This window comes from Mesorhizobium sp. EU05-FHT14A09 (assembly GCF_058790995.1).
In genome coordinates this window covers 158502-179375 of the sequence record NZ_JBYTDF010000009.1, presented here as the reverse complement: position 1 = coordinate 179375, position 20874 = coordinate 158502, and the positions used below count along the sequence as shown (strand labels likewise).

Annotated in this window: 21 protein-coding genes; 12 read left to right on the top strand and 9 right to left on the bottom strand. The window is 64.2% G+C overall.

Annotated features, from left to right (window positions below; all coding sequences use genetic code 11):
- Positions 1–5: 5 nt before the first annotated feature.
- Complete coding sequence (locus AC3WTO_RS24965; RefSeq protein WP_492463711.1) at positions 6–356, bottom strand: winged helix-turn-helix transcriptional regulator; 351 nt, start codon at positions 354–356, stop codon at positions 6–8.
- A gap of 115 nt (positions 357–471) precedes the next feature.
- Between AC3WTO_RS24965 and AC3WTO_RS24960 the strand changes: the two genes are divergently transcribed.
- Positions 472–1164, top strand: coding sequence for a glutathione S-transferase family protein (locus AC3WTO_RS24960; protein WP_492463560.1), 693 nt, complete (start codon positions 472–474; stop codon positions 1162–1164).
- Positions 1165–1760: 596 nt separating this feature from the next.
- Here the strand turns inward: AC3WTO_RS24960 and AC3WTO_RS24955 are convergent.
- On the bottom strand, positions 1761–2486 hold the full coding sequence (locus AC3WTO_RS24955; protein WP_492463561.1) for a phosphotransferase enzyme family protein: 726 nt from the start codon (positions 2484–2486) through the stop codon (positions 1761–1763).
- Between the two features lie 245 nt (positions 2487–2731).
- On the opposite strand from AC3WTO_RS24955, the gene AC3WTO_RS24950 reads away from it, so the two are divergent.
- Positions 2732–3175 (top strand): hypothetical protein, encoded by a 444-nt coding sequence (locus AC3WTO_RS24950; protein ID WP_492463562.1) that lies wholly within the window; start codon positions 2732–2734, stop codon positions 3173–3175.
- A gap of 25 nt (positions 3176–3200) precedes the next feature.
- Here the strand turns inward: AC3WTO_RS24950 and AC3WTO_RS24945 are convergent, their stop codons facing one another.
- The 4 genes from AC3WTO_RS24945 to AC3WTO_RS24930 all read right to left on the bottom strand — a co-directional run bounded on the left by AC3WTO_RS24945 (position 3201) and on the right by AC3WTO_RS24930 (position 7533).
- Positions 3201–3773, bottom strand: a complete 573-nt coding sequence (locus AC3WTO_RS24945) for a dihydrofolate reductase family protein (RefSeq protein ID WP_492463563.1) — start codon at positions 3771–3773, stop codon at positions 3201–3203.
- 557 nt (positions 3774–4330) lie between these two features.
- Positions 4331–4654, bottom strand: a complete 324-nt coding sequence (locus tag AC3WTO_RS24940) for a GIY-YIG nuclease family protein (RefSeq protein WP_492463564.1) — start codon at positions 4652–4654, stop codon at positions 4331–4333.
- Positions 4655–5120: 466 nt separating this feature from the next.
- Positions 5121–6152, bottom strand: coding sequence for an RNA polymerase subunit sigma-70 (locus AC3WTO_RS24935; protein ID WP_492463565.1), 1032 nt, complete (start codon positions 6150–6152; stop codon positions 5121–5123).
- Positions 6153–6474: 322 nt separating this feature from the next.
- Entirely contained in the window at positions 6475–7533 is a 1059-nt protein-coding gene (locus tag AC3WTO_RS24930) for an aminopeptidase (RefSeq protein ID WP_492463566.1), read from the bottom strand.
- 494 nt (positions 7534–8027) lie between these two features.
- Here AC3WTO_RS24930 and AC3WTO_RS24925 point away from each other — a divergent pair, with 494 nt between their 5' ends.
- The 4 genes from AC3WTO_RS24925 to AC3WTO_RS24910 all read left to right on the top strand — a co-directional run bounded on the left by AC3WTO_RS24925 (position 8028) and on the right by AC3WTO_RS24910 (position 11790).
- The gene (locus AC3WTO_RS24925) at positions 8028–8462 is read left to right on the top strand and encodes a VOC family protein (protein WP_492463567.1); all 435 of its coding nucleotides are present in this window, start codon (positions 8028–8030) and stop codon (positions 8460–8462) included.
- A gap of 279 nt (positions 8463–8741) precedes the next feature.
- Positions 8742–9728 carry a methyltransferase gene (locus tag AC3WTO_RS24920; protein WP_492463568.1) on the top strand — a complete coding sequence of 329 codons (987 nt, stop codon included), beginning with the start codon at positions 8742–8744 and terminating at the stop codon, positions 9726–9728.
- 413 nt (positions 9729–10141) lie between these two features.
- Positions 10142–10783 (top strand): DUF47 family protein, encoded by a 642-nt coding sequence (locus tag AC3WTO_RS24915; protein ID WP_492463569.1) that lies wholly within the window; start codon positions 10142–10144, stop codon positions 10781–10783.
- Between the two features lie 5 nt (positions 10784–10788).
- Positions 10789–11790 (top strand): inorganic phosphate transporter, encoded by a 1002-nt coding sequence (locus tag AC3WTO_RS24910; RefSeq protein WP_492463570.1) that lies wholly within the window; start codon positions 10789–10791, stop codon positions 11788–11790.
- Between the two features lie 451 nt (positions 11791–12241).
- On the opposite strand, the gene AC3WTO_RS24905 is transcribed toward AC3WTO_RS24910, so the two are convergent.
- The 3 genes from AC3WTO_RS24905 to AC3WTO_RS24895 form a co-directional block, all read right to left on the bottom strand.
- Positions 12242–12649, bottom strand: coding sequence for a DUF930 domain-containing protein (locus tag AC3WTO_RS24905; RefSeq protein ID WP_492463571.1), 408 nt, complete (start codon positions 12647–12649; stop codon positions 12242–12244).
- Positions 12650–12817: 168 nt separating this feature from the next.
- The gene (locus AC3WTO_RS24900) at positions 12818–13630 is read right to left on the bottom strand and encodes a PA3715 family protein (RefSeq protein WP_492463572.1); all 813 of its coding nucleotides are present in this window, start codon (positions 13628–13630) and stop codon (positions 12818–12820) included.
- A gap of 162 nt (positions 13631–13792) precedes the next feature.
- Complete coding sequence (locus tag AC3WTO_RS24895) at positions 13793–14581, bottom strand: hypothetical protein (RefSeq protein WP_492463573.1); 789 nt, start codon at positions 14579–14581, stop codon at positions 13793–13795.
- A gap of 241 nt (positions 14582–14822) precedes the next feature.
- Here AC3WTO_RS24895 and AC3WTO_RS24890 point away from each other — a divergent pair, with 241 nt between their 5' ends.
- From AC3WTO_RS24890 to AC3WTO_RS24865, 6 genes are read left to right on the top strand one after another with little or no spacing between them, the layout of a single operon-like run.
- On the top strand, positions 14823–15458 hold the full coding sequence (locus tag AC3WTO_RS24890) for a DUF4129 domain-containing protein (RefSeq protein WP_492463574.1): 636 nt from the start codon (positions 14823–14825) through the stop codon (positions 15456–15458).
- A complete protein-coding gene (locus tag AC3WTO_RS24885; protein ID WP_492463575.1) occupies positions 15455–16666 on the top strand; it encodes a DUF4350 domain-containing protein in 1212 nt (403 codons plus the stop codon). Before AC3WTO_RS24890 ends, AC3WTO_RS24885 begins: the two co-directional genes overlap by 4 nt.
- Positions 16653–17606, top strand: coding sequence for an AAA family ATPase (locus AC3WTO_RS24880; protein WP_492463576.1), 954 nt, complete (start codon positions 16653–16655; stop codon positions 17604–17606). The genes AC3WTO_RS24885 and AC3WTO_RS24880 overlap by 14 nt, the downstream gene beginning before the upstream one ends.
- Positions 17603–18916, top strand: a complete 1314-nt coding sequence (locus AC3WTO_RS24875; RefSeq protein ID WP_492463577.1) for a DUF58 domain-containing protein — start codon at positions 17603–17605, stop codon at positions 18914–18916. The genes AC3WTO_RS24880 and AC3WTO_RS24875 overlap by 4 nt, the downstream gene beginning before the upstream one ends.
- Complete coding sequence (locus AC3WTO_RS24870; protein ID WP_492463578.1) at positions 18913–19929, top strand: stage II sporulation protein M; 1017 nt, start codon at positions 18913–18915, stop codon at positions 19927–19929. Before AC3WTO_RS24875 ends, AC3WTO_RS24870 begins: the two co-directional genes overlap by 4 nt.
- On the top strand, positions 19929–20798 hold the full coding sequence (locus tag AC3WTO_RS24865; protein WP_492463579.1) for an RDD family protein: 870 nt from the start codon (positions 19929–19931) through the stop codon (positions 20796–20798). Before AC3WTO_RS24870 ends, AC3WTO_RS24865 begins: the two co-directional genes overlap by 1 nt.
- Positions 20799–20874: the final 76 nt, after the last annotated feature.

Sequence of the window (20874 nt, the reverse complement as noted above, 5' to 3'; positions counted from 1 at the left end):
CGGCCTTAGGCCGCGTGCTGTGTGTCCTGTTGCGGATCAGAGCGTGCCTGCAGCAGATCCTCCTGCCAGTTTCCGAGCCGTTCGAGAATTGGCAGCAATCGCCGCCCGGCGTCAGTCAGCGCGTACTCCACCTGCGGCGGCACTGTCGCTGCCACCGAACGCGACAGGACGCCGGCAGCTTCAAGCGCTTTCAGATCGCGGGAGAGCATCTGTTGCGAAAGCCCGGGGTTGGCGCGCTGAAGCGCATTGAACCGCATGGGGCCATCGCCGAGCCAGTAGATGATCAGGCATCTCCATCGACCTGAAAGGAGTAGAAAGACCTGTTCGAGGGGACATTGCGTGACATTTTCTTTCATGGCGTCCACCGGTCCGGAGCTAACATTTTTATGACCAGCGCAGATTATTTTGCGTTCTTGCGCTTCTTCGCTGCAATACCGAATTTCGGCGGGTCAAATTCACAGGAACATAACAATGACCCCCATCCTTTTCTATGGCGTTGAATATGGTTCGTCTTTCGGCTCGATCGTGGCGCTGGAGAAACTCGGCCAGCCCTACCGGCTGTGCCGCATTGAAATGCCGCAAGAATCCCAGAGCGCCGCATACAGGGCCGTGAACCCGGTCGGCGAGCTTCCCGCTCTGGCCACCGCCAGCGGCGATGTGCTGACTGAAAGCGTCGCCATTCTGCAGCATATCGCCGAACGCGGACGCGAAAAGGCGCTCGGCCATGCCAGTGATGCCGAGCGGGATCGCTTTCTGCAGGTGCTGGCCTTCCTGAACAGCCGCTATTTCTCGGCATTCAACCCGCTGTGGTTTTCGGTCGAGTTCGGTGACGGCGACCAGCAGAAAGCGGCGTTGCGTTCCGAAGGCGAGGCCCTGGTGGCAATGGCGACCAGGAAGCTTGAGGCTGTGCTGGGCAGCCGCGACTGGCTGATGGGCGACCGGATATCGCTGGCCGATGCCTATTATGCCGGCGTGGCCAGGTGGAACGACATCCATAAGGTGGTGGACTGGGCAGATTATCCGCGCGCCAAGGCTCTGTTCGACCGTGTCGAAGCCGACGAAGCCGTCCGGTTTGCCCATGCCGTCGAGGACGGCGAAGCGGTCACCAGCGCCGCGTTCAAGGGGCATGTCACCCTGGAGGAGGCCAGGGCCGAGCTTGCATGAAACTCGTTCCGGCATGGCTATGCGCCTCATCGCCCTGCCGGACCGGCCTTGCGCTGTCGCTCCGGGGCGTTCATTGCGCGCTTCGCGGGACACGGGGAGAAGCGGACTGGCCGCTACCTCGGCGCTCGTTCTGTAACGCTGGCGATCGGCGAAATTGGTGTGCGAGCGCATTTCTTCCGGCAGGCAATGCCAGCCGATACGGATTGAAAGCGCGACCGCCGCGCCATCCTTTCGGCGTTCCGGAATGGATCCCCGACACTCTCCACTCCCTGCGGTCGCTCCGAGGTCGAGGATGACGGACTGCATTTTGCCGTTATCGCGAATTGTCACGGTTGGACCCAAGCTGGAGTTCTTACAGGAAAAGAGTGTCCTGTTTTCCGTTCGGAAAAAGCCCAAGCGTTGGAGCGTTCCGCCGTTCCGTGAAAACGGAAACGCTCTGTTGATTGGCTGCGGCGAAAAGGGAACTCCGTCATCCTCGACCTCGCAGGGAGCGAAGCGACCGCAGAGTGTCGGGGATCCATTCCGGAACGCAGAAAGGATGGTCCCCGGCTTGGTGATTGCGCTCAGGAGAGGGCAGGTGGCACCGGCGTCGGCCTCTACACCGCACGAACCTCGGCCAGCCGCCTTTTCGAATAGTCGTCGTCCCAGCACACCGCGGCTTCCCAGGCCGCGGATGCTTGCGCGGCAATGTCATAGGCCGCTGCTTCCAGCCCGGCGGCATTGTGCGGCAGCGCCAGGTCGAGCTCGGGCACGTCGGCATGCGACTCGTCCCAGTCGATCAGCGCGACCCGCTCCGCGGTAATGCGGATGTTGCGCGGGTTGGGGTCGCCGTGAACGACCGCGGTCTGGCGCCCGGCGAGCCGCGCCCAGGCTGCCCGGCAGCGCGCCACGCCTTCGGGCGGCATGGCGGTCAGGTCGATCTTCGTGCCGGTGGTGGCGGAAAGCAGGTCGGCCGATGAGCGCCAGCCCGGACGCTGTGGCCAGCCCGATGTCAGCCGGTGCAGGTGCCGCAGCGTCTCGGCGACGCGGCGCCAGTCGGCCTCGGTTTCGGGCGCACCGCCTTCGACATAGCGCATCACCATCAGGCCATGCGCGAACAGCCTGCCGTCCTTTGTCGGGATCGGCACCGGGACGGTCAGGCCATGGCGGTCGAGATGCTGCAGCAACCCGGCTTCCCAGGCGAGATCGACGTCGCTGCGCGAGCCCAGGCGGGCGACCGCAAGCGCACCGTTGACGCGCACGCTCCACACATCATTGGCGACACCGCCGGAGAGCGCTTCGATGCGGGTGGTGCCCCACAGCTCCAACGTTTCCCATCCCACTGGCGATGTCCTTCACTCATTGCGCGCGCCTTGAGTAGAGCAGGGGTGGGCGTCGGGCAACGTGGTTGGCGATCCGGTGTTTCAGTCGCTGGCCGTTTGCGCCCTTCGTGCCCATGTGATTGCCTCTCAGCAGATCCATGACGTCGACGGGTTGGAAACTTGGCATTGACGCTGGACGCAAGGCGACGAAAACTCAGCCGTGTCTCGTGGCAGATGGTGTCAGGCTCAGGAAGGGAGATCGGTAAATGAACAAGGCCAGCGTGCGCAGCAGGTTGAGTGAACTGGCCTCGGCCGAACTGGACGGCGCCAGGGCCGCCTATGCCGAGCATCTTCGGGCCAGCAAGCCGCTCGAGGATGAAGCGACCGACGCTGACGATCAGGCCCAGGCCTGGACGCAGGCGGAACTCGCTGAAGACCTCGAGAAAATGGTGCGCACCGCCGAAGCCAAGGTCGCGGCGCTGGAAACGCTCGACTTCGGGCCGAAACAGCTCGTCGAGCCAGGCGCGATCGTGACCGTCGATGGCCGCCACTTCGTCATCGGCATCTCCATGGATCATTTCACCTGCGACGGGATCGAGCTGACCGGCCTGTCCCCGCGCGCGCCGTTCTATCAGGCGATCGACGGCTTGGAGACATCCGACACCGCCGAGTTCAATGGCCGCTCGGTGAGGGTTGACGACATCCGCTGAACGCCGGATCGCTCAGCGGTCCACCTCAGCGACAATCATAGTGCAGGGCAGCGATGTCCGAGCCGGGCAGCTTGCGCTGACCAAGCAGCCTGAACGGCGCGGTCACGCCGGGTTCGAAAGTGGGCACGCCGCCGCCCAGCACGACATTGCCGACCAGAAGATGGACCTCGTCGACCAGGCCATGCCGCAGCAGGTCGTTGAACAGCACGTGGCTGCCGAAGATCAGCAGGTCGGCGCCGGCCTGCGCCTTGAGTTGGGCAATGCGCTGATGCGCGCCAGACCTGCCCACCACTTCGGCATCGGCCCAGGGCGACGTTGCCGCCACCACCAGCCGGTCGCTGACGATCAGCTTGCGGCAAGCATCGCAGCGCTCGGCGATCTCACGCTGCACCGGGTCGCTGCCGCGGTCGATGTTCGGCCAATAGCCCTCGAACATCGGGAAGGTGACGGCGCCGAACAGCAACGTGCCCGCGCTGCGCATCAGGTCGAGGTTGTGCACGCTGAACGCCGACCCCATCGGCAACCCGTCGAGCCGCCCGCCCGGGCAGGCGCAATAATTGTCGAGGGAACTCAGAATGCTGACGACGAGCTTGGCCATGGCAGATGTCCTTGTGCGGAACGATGCAGTCCCGGACCATCCGGGCCTGTCATTCGCTTGGAGACATCGCGACGTCGAAACTCATCGCTGCGCGGTGAAAAAAGTTCGAGCGGTTCCACAAAGAGCGGATAATTGCTCACCCCTGCCGGAATCGGCTTCGCCTATCAGCTTCTCTCACGATTGTTCGCGGTCCGATTCTCAATCGTTCCGCCCGTGTCCTCGTGACAATGGTGAATGCGCCGTCCAACTCGACAATGCCCGGGGGAGGGAGCAATTGTCAGGATAAGGACCGTCGGATGGCGGCCGCGAATTCCGCAGCGTCTCCGAAATTTGGGGCTCCTGTACAACCATCCTCATCCTTGTTTGGACCGAGGACATCGCGAACAGTTTTCGCTGTGAACTGCACAACGCCCCTCATCCTGAGGTGCTCGCGAAGCGAGCCTCGAAGGACGCACCTAGAGCGTTTCCGTTTTTCACGGAAACGCGGAAACGCTCTAAGTTTTGTTTTCGCCGCATTTTTGTAACGCCAAGTGATTCTACTTGGCTACGTAATGCACCTAAAAATCCATATCCCGTCGCTTTGGAACCAGATGCCCTCTACGCGAAAGCTCAGGTAGGTTGTCATAGGCTAGGGCTATGAGCGCCTCCTTCTTCCTGCGGGACCAGCCCTTGATCTGCCGTTCCCGCGCAATGGCGTCCGTAATTCGATCGTAGGCTTCAGCAAAGACGAGCGTGACCGGACGTCTTCTGGCTGTATAGCTGTCGATCGGCAGATTGTTGTGTTCCCAGACGCGCGCTTCGATGTCTTGCTTGGTCGAGCCGACATAGTAGGAACCGTCCATGCAGCGCAGAATGTAAACCACCATCTCGAATTGGCTCATGGCAACCCCGAACCGCTGGATACGCCTAATCTATCTTGAACCCGGCTGGAGAATGAAGAACCGCTTTTGGTGCGTCCTTCGAGGCTCGCCCGGCAAGGGACCGGGCTGTGCCTTCAGTCGACGTGCGGGCGAGCACCTCAGGATGAGGACCGTTGGGTGAAACGGCGCTCAATATCTGAGACGTTCCAGAATTTTTGCCCGAAAGGCACGACGCCTCAGGATGAGGGGCGTTGGGTGAAACGGCGCTCAATATCTGAGACGTTCCAGAATTTTTGCCCGAAAGGCACGATGCCCCTAATCCTGAGGTGCTCGCGAAGCGAGCCTCGAAGGACGCACATCTGTTCGCGATCTCCCCCGGTCCAAACAAGGATGAGGACTGTTGTGCAAAGGTCGTTTATTTTGAAGCGGGGGGGGGGAATGGCCCGCACCTCCCTCATCCTGAGTAGTTACAAAAGCCAAAACGCGCCTAGTCGAACTCCTCGCGCGTGCCGAACCGGCGGCAGACCACGGGATCGATAAAACTGTCGATGGCGGCGATGCGGCCGTTGGCGAAGCTCAGCAGCACGATGCCGCCCGGACGGAAGCGGTCGTCGCCAGCTTGTTTGATATAGCAGGCGAAACCGGGCTGGCCGTTGCCGCGCAGCGGCTCCAGCCGCCACGGCGTCTCGAACACGCGCTCGCCGAAGAATTTTGCGACGAAGGCGCGGCCGCTGAACCAGGCGGGAAGCGGCGGCATGGTGAAGCGAACGTCGTTGGCCAGCAGCTCGACCATGGCGCTGAGGTCGCGGCTTTCCCAGGCCGAGACGAAGGCCTGCAGCAACGGTTCGAGCGCTTGCGGGTCGACGGGCTTCTTCTCGCCGATGTCGGTCTTCGTCCGCATCGTCTGTCGCGAACGCTGCAGCGCGCTGTTGGCCGCGGCCACGCTGGTTCCCAGCATGTCGGCGGTCTCGGCGGCCGAATAGCCAAGCACCTCGCGCAGCAGCAGCACGGCGCGTTGCAGGCCGGGCAGGTGCTGCAGCATGGCGACGAAGGCGAGCCCGATATGTTCGCGGCGCAGCAGGATCGTGCCCGGGTCTTCGTTGTCGGTGCCTTCAGACAGCAGCTCGCCATCCGGCATCGGCTCCAGCCATACCGGGCCCGTCACCGGTTCGCCGAGTTTCGCCGTGGTCAGCAACGGCGCGGCGCGATCGCGCGAGGTGAGACGGCGGGGCCGTTTCTCGACGATGCGCAGGCAGACGCGGGTGGCGATGCTGGTCAGCCAGGTGGCGAGCGAACTGCGCCCTTCGAACGAACCCAGCCCGCGCCATGCCGCAAGCAGCGTCTCCTGCAAGGCATCGTCGGCATCGAAGGGGGAGCCGAGCATGCGGTAGCAATGCGCGTGCAGCCGCTTGCGGTAAGGCTTCACCAGTTGGTCGAATGCCGATGCGTCCCCCGCGCCAGCTAGCTGGAGCCACGCACTTTCGGCCGGGTTGTCGGGTGTTCCCGTCTGTCGTGACATGGCGAAAACCGTAGGTTGGGAGCTGCTCGCTGGGCGGCACCTTAGTCGGCGCGTTTGCTACCGGGAAGCGCTGCCCTTGCCTTCAGGGCATCGCTTATGAGCTCCCCTTCTCCGTCTCGGCTCTGCCGAGCCACCTCTCTCATTCATGGGGGAGAGCAACCCAAGCTGGAGAAGCGCCGCCGCATCAACTGCGGTTCCTCGCCCTGCCGAAGGCGGGGAGAGGTGGCTCGGGCACGGCGGCTTTGCCGCCGCCTTGCGCGAGACGGAGAGGGGCTTACGCCATATGCGGTTGTTCGCGCCCGCCGACCTCCCGTCGCTCGGATCAACGGCACGCCTTCGCCGCTGCGAGCGCCCCGGCACGGGCAGGCTGCGGCAGGTTCCCGATCTTCTGGACGGCGGCGTAGAATTTCGGGTAATCGCCGGAGCACAGCTCGAACAGGCGCAGGAATGCCGGAACCTGTTCGCCATAGACGGCGGTGGCGGCGAGCTTGGCGTTGTTGATCGGCGCGGCGAACCAGGCGTCATAGCCCCGGTATCCCGCCCAGCGCCGGTCGCGCATCTGCCGGTAGCGCGCCCGCAGCGTCTCGATCGTCGCTGCCTTGGCAGCCGTCTTCTGCTCGATGCTTCGCGAGCTCTGATAGACCTGCTGCAGCTCCTCGCGGGTGGTCGCGAGCAGGCGCAGGAAATCGGCGCGGCGCCTGCGGTCGGCCTCGTAGCGGCGAAGCTCGGCCAGGTTGCCGCTGGCACGCAGCCATTTGCGCACCCCGCTGGTTTCGACGGCCACCGCGAAGGCTTCGTTGAAGGCGGAATCGCCGTTCACATAGACGCGCTGATGCGCCAGTTCGTGGAAGATCAGGCTGGCAAGAAACGTGTCGTTCTGGCCGAGCATGGTCGACAGCAGCGGGTCGCTCGACCAGCCGAGCGTCGAATAGGCGGTGACGCCGGTGACGTGGACGTCGAAGCCTTCCTTGTGCAGTGCGACGGCATTTTCGGCCGCTTCCTTGCGGTCGAAATAGCCGCGATACGGCACGCAGCCGAACACCGGAAAGCACCAGGTTCGTGGCGTCAGCGAGAATTGCGGCGCGGCGAAAACCGCCCAGGCCACCGCCTCGCGGCCTATGTCGGCATAGCTGCGGTAGCTGCTGTTGTCGGGCAGCGCCAGCGCGTCCGTGGCGTATTGCCGGATGGCGCTTGCCGACATCAGCCTGGCGCGCAGCGCTTGCGGCGTCGCCGGATCCTGGATCAGCCTGCCGACATTCTTCCGCGCCGCCATGATCTCGACATGGCCTTCCAGTGACTTGGCATAATAAGAAATGCTGGTGCAGCCGGCCATGCCGGAGGCCATGATCGCCGCTGCGATCAACTGAAAAACGCGCTTCACAGGCTGCCCCGCCCCATTCCGATCGCCCGGTCTCAACAGGCGCGGCGGTTTTCGTCAAGGCCCGGAGATATGGCAGATCGAGTTTTCGCGCATCGTTGCGCGGAAGCGGTCACCTGCCAAAACACCGAGCTTGAACAACGCCGCCCACCGACAATGCTGCCAGCGACGTCAGCGCTGCCGTTGGAGATTGGCGGAGGCACCTTTTACCTTCGTCATCCTCGACCTCGCGGCGACCGTAGGGAGCGGAGAGTGTCGGGGATCCATTCCGGAACGCGGACGAAGACGCTGCGGTCCAGACCTGGCTTCAGCTCGCATTTCGAGTTTGCTCGCTGGAACGGACCCAGCTCTGTTCTCATCAGCGTTCCGGAATCGACCCCCGACCAGTCGCTTCGCTCCCTCCGAGGTCGAGGATGACGAGTGCTAGAGCTCAACTTGACAGGAACCCCATTCCCCCCTTCGCGTTCGACAAGCAGCACCTATAGAGGAACTGCACGATGAACATCGCACCACAACTGGCCTTTGCCGGCGAGTGCCGGCAGGCGTTCGAATTCTATGCCCGGCTGATGGGCGGGGTCATCACGGTGATGAACACGTTCGGCGCCAACGAAGACAAGACACTGCCGCCAGGCTCGGCCGCCGCCGCTCCCGATCAGGTCCGCTTCGCCGAACTCAGCCTCGGTCATTCGGTGTTGCGCGGCAACGACGTGCCGGCTGACCAGCACAGGCCGATGCAAGGCTTCAACGTCTCGCTGCACATCGAAGGTGCCAGCGAGGCCCGCCGCATCTTCGAAGCGCTCAGCGAAGGCGGCACGGTAACCACGCCGCTCACCGAGGTCGACTGGGCCGACCAGGTCGACTTGGTCGACCAGTTCGGCATGGTGACGGACAAGTTCGGCGTGCCCTGGCTGGTGCTGGCGATGAAGGCATAGGGAGCCTCTCGAACAAACACCGCGGAATTACGCTTCATGCGCCGGCGCCTCCTCATGGCAGGGCATGTCAGTTGAAAGGCGCTTCGGTTCCGTGACAGAGTTCCGGCAACAGTTAGAGCGTTTCCGCGTTTTCGGAAACGCGGGGCGCTCTAACCCTTTGTTTTCACGCAAGTGCTGGCGGAAAAGCGGCTCTCCTGGAATTGCCCTTGTGGCGCCCCGCCGCTCGGTCGGATCCATCTTCCAGGCTGCTCGAAGTCTGACCACGGAAACGGATGTGGCATGGTGGATTATGACCGGATCGAAAAACTGATTGCGGCGGTGCCGCCTGCCTTGGCGCTGCGTGCCGGGCTGGACCTGGGCATCTTCACGCGGCTCGGCGACGGCGCGCAGACTGCCGACAGCCTTGCGGCAGCGCTCGACGTCGATCCCGATCGCCTGTCGCGGCTGCTCTACGCGTTGGCCAGCATCGGTCTTCTCGAAGTCGCGGATGGCCGGTTTGGCAACGGAGCCGAAGCATCGGCCTTCCTCGACGCATCCAGCCCGACCTATCGCGGTGGCGACCATGCCCTGCTGCGCGAACTCTGGGGTGCCGACCTCTTGACCGCGGATTCGCTGCGTCAGAACCGGCCGGCCGCGCTGCACGACTTTTCCGAAGCAGGGCCCGAGGAGGCGGCCGCGTTCAGCCGCATGCTCGCCCCGGGTGGGGTGATCTTCGGCCGGCATCTGGCTGAGGCGATGGACCTCTCTGCGATCGGTTCGGTGATCGACATCGGCGGTGGCGCCGGCACCATTCTTGTCGGGCTGCGCGAGCGGTGGCCGCGGCTTTCGGCGACGCTGATGGAACTGCCGACGGTCGCGGCGGCAGCGCCGGATATCCTGTCGGAATACGGTGCCGGCGACGTGGTCGTCGAAGAGGGGGACATAACGCTCGCGCCATCGATCGGCCGGCACGACCTGGCAATCCTGAAGGCTGTCGTCCAGGTGCTTCCACCGGACAAGGCGCGCAGCGCGATTCTGAACGCGGCGCGTTGCCTCAACCCCGGCGGCGAGATCGCGGTCGCGGGATGGGGGGTGGTCGACGACGACCGCCTCGGCCCGACCGAGGGCGTCTTTCTCAACCTCACCTTCCTCAACCTCTATCGCCACGGCGAGGCCTACACGGAAGGCCAGTACCGCGCCTGGATGACCGAGGCCGGGTTCCGCGACATCTCCCGGTCGTCGCTGGCGGATGGCTGCACCTTGTTTCGCGCGCGCCTCGCGGGCTGAAGAATAGGGCGGAATACGCTCAGGTTCCGCTCCCGATTATGGTTCGTTGGCTTCGGTTCGCGACAGTGACGGAATGTCTTGTGCCGTCGGCAGAATCTGCCGCGTTCCGGAATGGATCCCCGACCAGTCGCTTCGCTCCCTCCGAGGTCGAGGATGACGGGACCGGGGCGTGCTCGCCAATCTCCTGCGTTGACGATCACTGTTGGTAGACGGTGCTGGGGCCAACGCTGAAAATGAGCGTCGGCGCGCCAAAGCGAAGGTGAACGAGAACTCCCCCTGCGCAGCGGTGCCGGTACCAGCATCGGATTCCGCATGCGCAAACCCTGGACTGTTCAAAAGCCGGCTATCTGTTTGCGTTATCCGGCATAAAGGCGTTATGGCTTTGCCGACTTGCAGACGTTGCGGAGAAAAACATGCTGGGCTGGTTCAGGCGGCTTTTGCCGCGCGAGGATCGTTTCTTCGATCTGTTCGAACAGCATTCCCGCACCGTCGTCGGCGGCGCCGAGGCCCTGCAGCAGATGCTGGCCGGCAGGGATGTCGAGCACTGGTGCAAGGAGATCATCGAACTCGAGAACCAGGCCGATGCGATCACGGCGGAAGTTCTGCTGGCGGTGCGGCGTTCCTTCATCACGCCGTTCGATCGCGGCGACATCAAGGACCTGATCCAGTCGATGGATGACGCCATCGACATGATGCACAAGACCGTCAAGACGGTGAAGCTGTTCGAGAAGCGCGAGTTCGATCCGCTCATGCAGGAGATGGGCGTCGTCATCGTCGAGGCGGCCAGGCTGGTGGCGGAGGCGATCCCGCTGCTCAACAAGATCGGCACGCATGCGACACGGCTCAACGCCATCGCCGAGCAGGTGATGCGCGTCGAAGGGCGCGCCGACGACCTGCACGAGCAGGGCCTCAGGGACCTCTTCCGCCGCCACGGCAAGTCCGACCCGATGGCCTACATGATCGGCTCCGAGATCTATGGCCAGCTCGAGAAGGTCGTCGACCGTTTCGAGGACGTCGCCAACGAGATCAGCGGCATCGTCATCGAGAACGTCTGACCGACATGGACCCGACGATTGCCTTTCCGATCCTGGTCGCGCTGATCGGCGTCGCGCTGTTCTTCGATTTCCTGAACGGCCTGCACGATGCCGCCAACTCCATCGCCACGATCGTTTCGACCCGGGTGCTGCGGCCGCAATATGCCGTTCTGTGGGCGGCTTTCTTCAATTTCATCGCCTTCACCATCTTCGGCCTGCATGTCGCCGAGACCATCGGCAAGGGCATCGTCGATGCCGACATCGTCACGCCCGGCGTCATCTTCGCGGCGCTGACCGGGGCGATTATCTGGAACATCGTCACCTGGCTCGCCGGCATCCCGTCCAGCTCCTCGCATGCGCTGATCGGCGGGCTGGTCGGCGCCGGTCTCGCCAAGACCGGCTTCAGCGCCATCGTCTGGAGTGGCCTTCTGAAGACGGTGGCGGCCATCGTGCTGTCGCCGCTCACCGGCTTCGTGCTGGCGCTGCTGCTGGTGCTGATCGTGTCCTGGGTGTGCGTGCGCCAGACGCCATTCGCCGTCGACAGCTCGTTTCGCGTGCTGCAGTTCTTCTCTGCCTCGCTCTATTCGCTCGGCCATGGCGGCAACGATGCGCAGAAGACCATGGGCATCATCGCCGTGCTGCTCTATTCACAGGGCATGCTCGGCGACACCTTCTACGTGCCGTTCTGGGTGGTCATCACCTGCCAGAGCGCGCTCGCCATCGGCACGCTGTTCGGCGGCTGGCGCATCGTGCACACGATGGGTTCCAAGATCACCAGGCTCAATCCGATGCAGGGTTTCTGTGCCGAAACCGGCGGCGCCATCACCCTGTTCGCGGCGACCTGGCTCGGCATTCCGGTCTCCACCACCCACACCATCACCGGCGCCATCATCGGCGTCGGCGCCGCCCGCCGCGTCTCGGCCGTGCGCTGGGGTATCGCCGGCAACATCGTCATCGCCTGGGTGGTGACCTTGCCCGCCACCGCCGCGATCGCTGCCCTGACCTATCTGGCGCTGGGGCTGTTTTAGTGGACGGGTTGCCGAATCGGTCGATCCGGCTTTACCCCTCGCCGTTTCCAATCCGGTTCGGGTAAAGCGGCCTGCGTTGCCTGCATCGATTTGGTGCGTCCTTCGAGGCTCGCCCGGCTGACCTGTTGATATGGTTTCCAACGTTCTGCGGGCTCGCTCCTCAGGATGAGGACCGTTGTGCGGCCACAGCCTCGTTCGAACGTGAAATTCTGCGCGTCTCAGAAGCTGGCGCGGTTGCGCAATAGTCCTCATCCTGAGGTGCTCGCCCGCAGGCGGCTGCGAGGCAAGCGCAACGATGATCAGGCGAGCCTCGAAGGACGCACTGCCAGCGAAGCGGCGATGAGGCGCTCCGTCCGACCGAGACGAAAGGGGTGCAGCGGAGAGGGATGACGGCGTTTCTATTGCCGCTGGCAAGCCGCCGCGGTGGCTTCCGATGCGGCTCTATCCGCACTCACGGATAGAGGTAATATTTCGACCAGTCGGCCTTCGCGATCCTGTCGCCGATGCGGTACTTGAAATTCAGCACTTCCATGTGGTCGGGCGCCGTCTCGCATTTGAACTTCAGCCGGTACCACTCGCCATGGCTGCGGAAGGCCGCGCCCCTGCTCTTGATCGAATCGTCCGTCATTTCCGGCTGGCCGAAAGCGTAGGCGACGACGCGATCGGCCTTGTAATGCGGGTCGTCATGACTGATCCGGTCCAGCACCTCGGCGTCGCAGCGCTGTTCCAGCCGCGTCTGCGGATCGAGCTTCAGGAGCCCGGCCTTCAGGCGGCTGTCGAGGGCGTGGGCGGTGGAACTCGCGGCCAGCATGGCGAGCGCGGTGAGCAAAGCGGTTCTCATGGGCCGGGAAGCCACCATACTTTGCCCGGCTAATCAACCCGTCATGGGGTCGCCGGGGCATGATCCCGAAAAGTGGGAACCGGTTTTCGGACAAGATCATGCTTCAACAAAGAGATAGAGCGGGATGCCGACTCGACGTAATCTCATCCCGCTTTCAAGCTGCGCGCCGGGTTTCGCCGCCCGGCTTCACTCCGCGCCGATCTCGATGCTGGAGAACAGCCCGTCACTGCTGGTCTTGGCTGGCAGGCGGTAGCGGCCCTTGTCGTAGCTGAGCTCGAACTGTGTGCTCTTGCCCGGCTCCTCCTTGGTCACGCAGTCGTCGGTCGTCGGCGTCGAGGTCGAAACGGTCACAGTCTGCTCCACCTGGAGCGAACGATAGCCTGAGCCGGTCTTCGGGCCGAGTGTGATGGTGCGCTTTGCCTCCGTGTATTCACCCTGGCAGTTGCCGTTGTTCTCGCCAACGCCTTGCTCGACCAGAAACCCGTCCAGCACGCGTTCGATGCGCCCCTTGTCGAAGGTGTAGAGCCACAGCGCCTGCTCTCCGAACGGATTGACGCGCGAACTGCCGGACTGCGTGGTGCGCAGGCCGAAGGCCCGCTGGCCTTCGCGAATGTCGTAGCGGGCGGTGTCGAGGCTCATGTCGCCGAAGCGGATGGCGTCGGAGAAGGCCATGCCCGGCTCCAGTCGCCGCGCCAGCGGCTTGCCGGCGCGGTCGGTGACGAGGATTTCGACATCGCCCTTGTTGACGCCTTCCTCGGCCGGCTTGGCCTCGAGCAGCGGCACGGCGGCCAGCGTCAGTTCCGGCCGCCACGGCCATGCCTTGCAGACCACGTCTTCAGGCTGCACCACGCGCTGAAAGCTGCCGCCATCGACCATCAGGCCGTTATCGCCCTGCTGCGCCTTCGGATAGGCCTGGGCGAGCAGGGCATCGGTCATGGCGCATTCGGCCAGCGCCGGGGCAGGCAGCAGGAAGACGAGGGCGGCGAAGGCGAGTCGCATAGGATTGTGTTCCGGGCGGGACGGTTCGGGTGCCGTTGCTTGGAACCGGCTCTGCAGAACAAGCGCCAGCGTTCCGGAGCCACAAATCGCAGACCCTGACGCCGACTTCAAGCACCGGTGTCAGGGTCGCAATCGCGATCCCATAAGGCGACTTGCGTCGCCTTATGAGAAGATCTTCGCGAGTTCGCTCACATCGGCGCCTTCCTTGATGTAGCGCAGTTCGACATAAGAAACCGCCAGGGCAATCGAAATGAGTACCGAAAAGATCGCCGACACACTGGTGGCCAGCGCTGTTGCGAGAACCGTTCCCAGGGCAGGCATGATCGCCATCAGCAAAACCCCCAGCACCAACTGCAGGATTATCAACGCCACTCCCAACACGATCAGGAGGCCGAATATGCGCCAGCGGCTTCCATCCGTCAGCTCGGAGCTGCGCTTCAGGCTTGCAAGGATGCCGAGCCGCTCCTGCACGAGCACCGGGACCGCAGCTGACCATCGTATGAGCAGATAGAGACCTGGAATGACCAGCAGAATGCTGGCGAGACCGATTCCGAGCGACATCACGATGGACAGCCCGACGACCGGCAGCAGCAACGCTATGCCACGGCTGAGTGCGTCGGCGAAGGTCGGCTGCTGCCCGTTCAGATCCTGGATCGTCGCTCGCACCAGGGCCGCCTGCAGCACCGACGAAAGCGCCATATAGATGAGGAAAAAGATGAGGGCACCGAACAAAGCCGTAATGACGAATGAGGGTGGTGGCGCTCCATTCGTCTGGACTGAAGCTTCGACCTGCGATCCGATCAGAAGCTGATAGAGGAAATTCGGTATGCCAGCGAAAATCAGGCTAAGCCCGATGTATAATCCAAAATTGCGGCCAAACACGTTGAATGTGTCGCCGAACACTCTGCCGATGCGGAATATCGCCGGCCGGTCGTAACTTGCCACGCTCATATTGTCCCCTCTCGATGTGCGGCGTTTCCACCACGCCGCATCTCTCGCATAGTTGCCAATATCTTTGTGTTTCGTCCAGAGCGTATTTGTCTTTCATGGAAATGACAAAAAACATTCATCTCTTTGTTTCTAAGTAATTCCGAATGGAAAACTACTGCGAATTTCTGCTGGAATTGTTCCGGCATGCGCTTGCATTTTTCATACGCTGTTGTCAGTGATTGTCGCTGAACGCGGGGGATGCATGGCAGGCAGCGACGCAGCGCTGGATGAGGTCGCGAACGGGCTGGCGCAAGCGCACCGCCAGTTGCTGACCGATGATTCCATCCAGTTCGCACTGCCGGCCTACCAGCCGCCGAAGCCGCCGGAGTGGCTGGTCCCGCTGGCCGAGGTGCTGCAGAAGCTCGCGCCCTACATGGTCTACATCTTCTGGACCATCGTCATCGCCGGGGTGGTGGTCATACTGGTCCTTGTCGGCCTCCTATTTAAGGACATCGCCTGGCGTTTCCCATTGAGAAGAAAGACCGGCGCCGACGAGCCCAGCGAGAGCTGGCGTCCCGACGCGGCGGCGGCACAGATCCTGCTGTCGGAGGCTGACGCGCTCGCCGCACGAGGCGACTACGACGAGGCGGTGCACCTGCTGCTGCGCCGCAGCGTCGAGGACATCTCCGACCGCATGCCCTCCTTCCTGCGCCCGTCGCTGACGGCGCGCGACATTGCTGGCGCGACGCTGCTGCCGGAGATGGCCCGCGCCGCCTTTGCCGAGATGGCCCGCATCGTCGAGACGGCGCTGTTCGCCAGGACACCGGTCGGCGCCGAAGGCTGGCGCAGGGCGCGCGGGGCCTATGAGCGTTTCGCCTTCAAGGGGGCGTGGGCATGAGCGAACCGGTTTCGCTGGCCATGGCCGGGTCGCCCTTCAACCGGCGCACCGTGTTCGGGATCATCCTGGCCAGCCTGCTCGCCGCGGCGGGTTTCGTGCTGTTGTCGACATACGCACCGGATCTCCGCATCGGCCGGGAAGGCGGTGCGTCGGTGCTGTCGAAAAGCGGCACCGGCTTCTCCGGCCTGTACCAACTCATGACGCTGCTCGGCGACGAACCGGAAACCGCGCGCAGCCTCGACGAACTCCACTCGAACGCCCTGGCGGTGATAACCATCGGTCCGCGCAGCGATCCCGACACGTTGAAGGAAATCATCGATGTCCGTCGCGGGCGGACGACGCTGTTCGTCCTGCCCAAATGGCAGACCATTCCCGACCCTGCCCATGAAGGCTGGGAGATCCACTTCGGCCGGCTGCCTGCCGGCGAGGTCGAACAGTGGCTCGCCCGCTTCGCGGAAACCACCATCGGTCGCGACAAGGCCGAGGCGAGCCGACTTCGGGTCCGTGACGGCGTTTTCCCCGCACCTGCGCCGCCTGACCTGCAATGGGCCGTTTCGCAGGAAGCCGTGGTTTCGGCCGGCAGCGATCGCGCCGTGCTGATCGAGGCCAAGCACGAGCCGTTCTTCGTGCTTACCGATCCCGACATGCTCGACAATGCCGCGCTGAAGGACCCCGAGCGCGCGGCCGCCGCCATCGGCCTGATCAAGATGGTGCGGCCCAACAGCGACCCGGTGATATTCGATCTCACCCTGCATGGTGCCAGCCGCAAGCACGACCTGATGAAGCTTCTGCTGGAGCCGCCGTTTCTGGCGCTTACCCTGGCGGTCCTCGCCGCCGCCGCGCTGGCGCTGGCGCATGGGCTCGGGCGCTTCGGACCGGCGCAGGCCGAGACGCGCGCCATTCCTTTCGGCAAGAAGGCTCTGGTCGAAACCACCGCAAGGCTGATGCGCCGTGCGGGCCGGCTCGACCTGCTGGGGCCGCGCTATGCGGCGCTGATGCGACGGCGGGCCGCCGCGATCCTCGGCGCTCCGCAAGGCCTGCGCGACGATGCGCTGGACGATTGGATCGCCGGCCGCGACAAGGATGGCAAGGGTGGCTACGCATCGCTCTCGCATGCGGTGCGCAATGCCGGCAGCGAAGCCGAGCTGGCGTCGTCCGCGCGCCGGCTGCACGATTGGATTGCAAGGAGGTTCCGTGAACGTCGATGATGTGAAGGCGGCCGCCGGCCGTATCAGGGCCGAGGTCGGCAAGGCGATTACCGGGCAGGCCGACATGGTCGACCTGATGCTGACGGCGCTGTTCGCAGGCGGCCACATCCTGCTCGAAGGCCCGCCCGGCACCGCCAAGACGATGGTCGCTCGCTGCTTCGCCCAGGCGCTCGGCGTCACCTATGGCCGCATCCAGTTCACCCCGGACCTGATGCCCGGCGACATCGTCGGCTCCAACATCTACAATTTCCAGACCGGCCAGTTCACCCTGACGCGCGGACCGATCTTCTGCGACCTGCTGCTTGCCGACGAGATCAACCGCACGCCGCCGAAAACCCAGGCCGCCCTGCTCGAGGCGATGCAGGAAAATGCGGTGACCTTCGACGGCACCACCCACGTGCTTGGCCCCAATTTCATGGTTGTCGCCACCCAGAACCCGATCGAACACCAGGGCGTCTATCCGCTGCCCGAGGCGCAGCTCGACCGCTTCCTGTTCAAGCACAGGGTTTCTTATCCAAGCGCCGAGGAAGAGCGTGCCATCATCGTCAATCACGGCGGTTCCGGCGCGCGCAAGATCGAGGATTTCGACATCATGCCGCAGCTTGACGGCAAGACCCTCCAGGCGGCGCTTGCGACCGTGAGTTCGGTGACGCTGGTCGACGAAGTGGTCGACTACATCGCCCGGCTGGTTCGCGGCACACGCGAAAGCGCCGAGCTGGAAGTCGGCGCCAGCCCGCGCGCCGGCGTCATGCTGGCCCGCGCCGCCCGTGCCCGTGCCGCACTCGACGGTCGCGGCTACGTTGTCCCGGACGACGTCAAGGCACTCGCCTTGCCGACGTTGCGCCATCGCGTGGTGTTGTCGCCGGCAGCCCAGATCGATGGCCGCGAGGTCGAGCAGATCGTGGCCGGGCTCGTCGACCTCACGGAGGCGCCGCGGTGATCTACCCGACCGGCCGTTGCGTCTGGGCGGCCGTCCTTGGCGTCGTCCCGGCCTTCCTGGTGGCGCTGGCGGTGCCATCGGCCTGGTATCTCGGTCTGCTGTGGGTCTGTATCCTTCTGGCGTTCGTCGCGGTCGACGCCTCCGTCGGCCCCGGCCGCGCGTCGTTGACCGCAGGCCTGCGCTCCGTTCCGCAGGTCGGTATCGGCGGCCAGTTCCCGGTCTTCGTCAGTGCTTATTTCGCCAATGGCTGGCCGAACCGCATCGAGGCGCGGATTGCCCATGACGAGCGGCTCGTCCCGCTCGGCGAGGCCGGCGGCGCCCTTTCTCCGACGCCCGAGGGTGGCGGGCTGGAACTGCGCTTCCGTGCCGTGCGGCGCGGCATGGCGAGCCTCGACAGGCTGTGGCTGCGCTGGCCGGGCCCGTTCGGGCTGGCCTGGAAACAGGTCGTCCTGCCCATGGACAATAAGGTGGCGGTGCTGCCCAACATTGCCAGCGTGCGCGACGATGCGATCGCGCTGCTGCAGCGCGACGCTCTGGCAGAGGGCAAGGAGCAGCGCAGCTCCGGCCAGGGCCGCGAATTCGAGGCGCTGCGGGATTATCAGCCCGGCATGGGCCGCCGCATGATCGACTGGAAGCGCAGCGCCCGCCACGGCAAGCTGCTGGCGCGCGAGTTCCGCCGCGAGCAGAACAACAACATCGTGCTCGCCATCGATTCCGGACGGCTGATGTGCGAACCGATCGACGGCGTCGCCAAGCTCGACCGCGCCGTGACGGCCGCGCTGCTGACCGCTTTCGTCGCGCTGAAGAGCGGCGACATGGTCGGCCTGTTCAGCTTTGACGCCCGGCCGCGCGTCATCGGCAGGGTCGTGCGCGGCAGCGCCGGCTTCGCGACAGTGCAGAAGCGTGCCGCCGAGATCGACTATTCCAACGAGGAGACCAACTTCACCCTGGCTTTGACCACCCTGTCGGGCCAGCTCGACCGGCGCTCGCTGGTCGTCATCTTCACCGATTTCGTCGATTCGATCAGTGCCGAACTGATGCTGCGCACCGTTGGCCGCATCACCGAGCGCCATCTCGTCCTGTTCATGCTGATGAAGGACGAGGAGCTGGAGACCCTGTCCGATACCGGACCTGCCAGCGGCGAAGATGTCGCGCGATCGGTCATTGCCGGCGGCCTGCTGCGCGAGCGCGAACTGGTCATCGCGAAGCTGCGGCGGCTGGGCGCGCATGTGGTGGAGGCCGATCACCGCCGCCTCGGCCCGGAACTGGTGCGGCATTTTCTCGAGCTCAAGCGGGAGAACCTGCTGTGAATGTCCCGGCCGCCGACGCTGTTCGCCAGTCGCTCGCCGGCTTTCGCGCGGAGCGCGAGCGGGACTGGAAGGCGTTCGAGGACCTGATCGACCGCGCCGAAAAACATTCGCCGAAAGCCCTGACCGACGAAGAATTGCTGTCGTTGCCGGTGCTTTACCGCTCGACGCTTTCGGCGCTGTCGGTCGCTCGCGCCACCTCGCTGGACAGCGCGCTGATCGCCTATCTCGAATCCCTTAGCCTGCGCGGCTATTTCTATCTTTACGGCGCCCGGCGCGGCGTGGTCGAGCGGGTCACGGATTTCTTCATCCGCGACTGGCCCGGTGCCATCCGTGACCTCTGGCGCGAAACGCTGGCATCGGTCCTGCTGATGACGGTCGGCTTCGTTGCCGGCTTCCGGCTCGTGGCTTCCGACAAGACCTGGTACGACGCCATCATTCCGGCCAGTCTTGCCGGCGGGCGAGGGCCGGACGCCACCGTGGAATGGCTGCGCCAGGGCCTGTATGACGGTGGCAACGGTTATCTTTCCACCTTCGCAGCCTATCTTTTCACCCACAACGTGCAGGTGTCGATCCTCGCCTTCGCGCTGGGTTTCATGCTCGCCGCGCCGACGATCCTGCTGGTCCTGATGAACGGCTGCATCCTCGGCGCGATGTTCCAGGTCTATTGGTCGAAGGGGCTGGGCTATGAATTCGGCGGCTGGCTGTTCATCCATGGCAGCACCGAGCTGTTCGCCATCTGCATCGCCGGTGCGGCCGGCATGCGCATCGGCACCCGGATCGCCTTTCCCGGATCGCTGTCGCGCATCAAGGCGGCCGCGAAGGCCGGCCGTGTCGCCGCCAGCGCCATGGTCGGTGTCGTCATGATGCTGCTTGCCGCCGGCCTGCTCGAAGGGTTCGGTCGCCAGCTTATCGTCAGCGACAGCTTGCGCTATTGGATCGGCGGTGGCTTCCTGGCGGTGTGGCTCGGCTATTTCTATCTGGTCCAGGCCGAAATCAGGGATGGGAAGTCCTGATGGCGCGGCGCGAGCGACGCCCTGCCGCGACCCACAGGCGGTCGCTGATCACACCGGAAGGTGTCGATCTCGGCGTCACGCTGGCCGACGCGGGCACGCGCGCCAGCGCCTTCCTGCTCGACGCCGTCTTCATCGCGACCGCCGGCATCATCATCACTCTTGTCGCGGCTCTCGGCCTGGGCCAGCTCGGACTGGACAGCATAGAACCGATCGCTGTCGTCTGGATCGTGCTCGTCTTCTTCCTGCGCAACGCTTACTTCCTCGTCTTCGAGGCCGGTCGCGCCGGCCGCACGCCCGGCAAGCGCATCATGGGCCTGCGGGTCGCTTCCCGCGATGGCACGGGGCTCGCCATCGACCAGGTGATTGCCCGCAACCTGATGCGCGAGATCGAGGTATTCCTGCCGCTGTCCATGCTTATGGCGCGCGCCGGAACCAGCCTTGCCGATACGCTGACGACGGTGTTCGGCGTAGCCTGGGCGCTGATCTTCGCGCTGTTTCCGCTGTTCAACCGCGACTGCATGCGCATCGGCGACCTGCTCGCGGGCACCTGGGTTATCGAGGTGCCGAACCGGGCGCGGGCCGAGGACCTGGCTCGACCGCAAGTCTCAAGGGAGCGCGACTTTCAGTTCACGACCGCTCAGCTGGACGTTTACGGCATCGCCGAGCTCCACAAGCTGGAGGAGGTCTTGCGCGCGGACAACGAAGCCGCGCAGATCACCGTTGCGGCGGCGATCGCAGAAAAGATCGGGGTTCGGCACCAGGATTATTTCCCGAAACCGTTCCTCACCGCCTATTACGGGCAATTGCGGACACATCTCGAGCGCAAGCTGCTTCTGGGCAAGCGCCGGCGCGACAAGCACGATGTCTAGAGCGTTTCCGTTTCTTACGGAAACGCTCTAAGTTTTGGCTGCAAAATGCTTTGAAGCAATTCCAAATTGCGCAGCG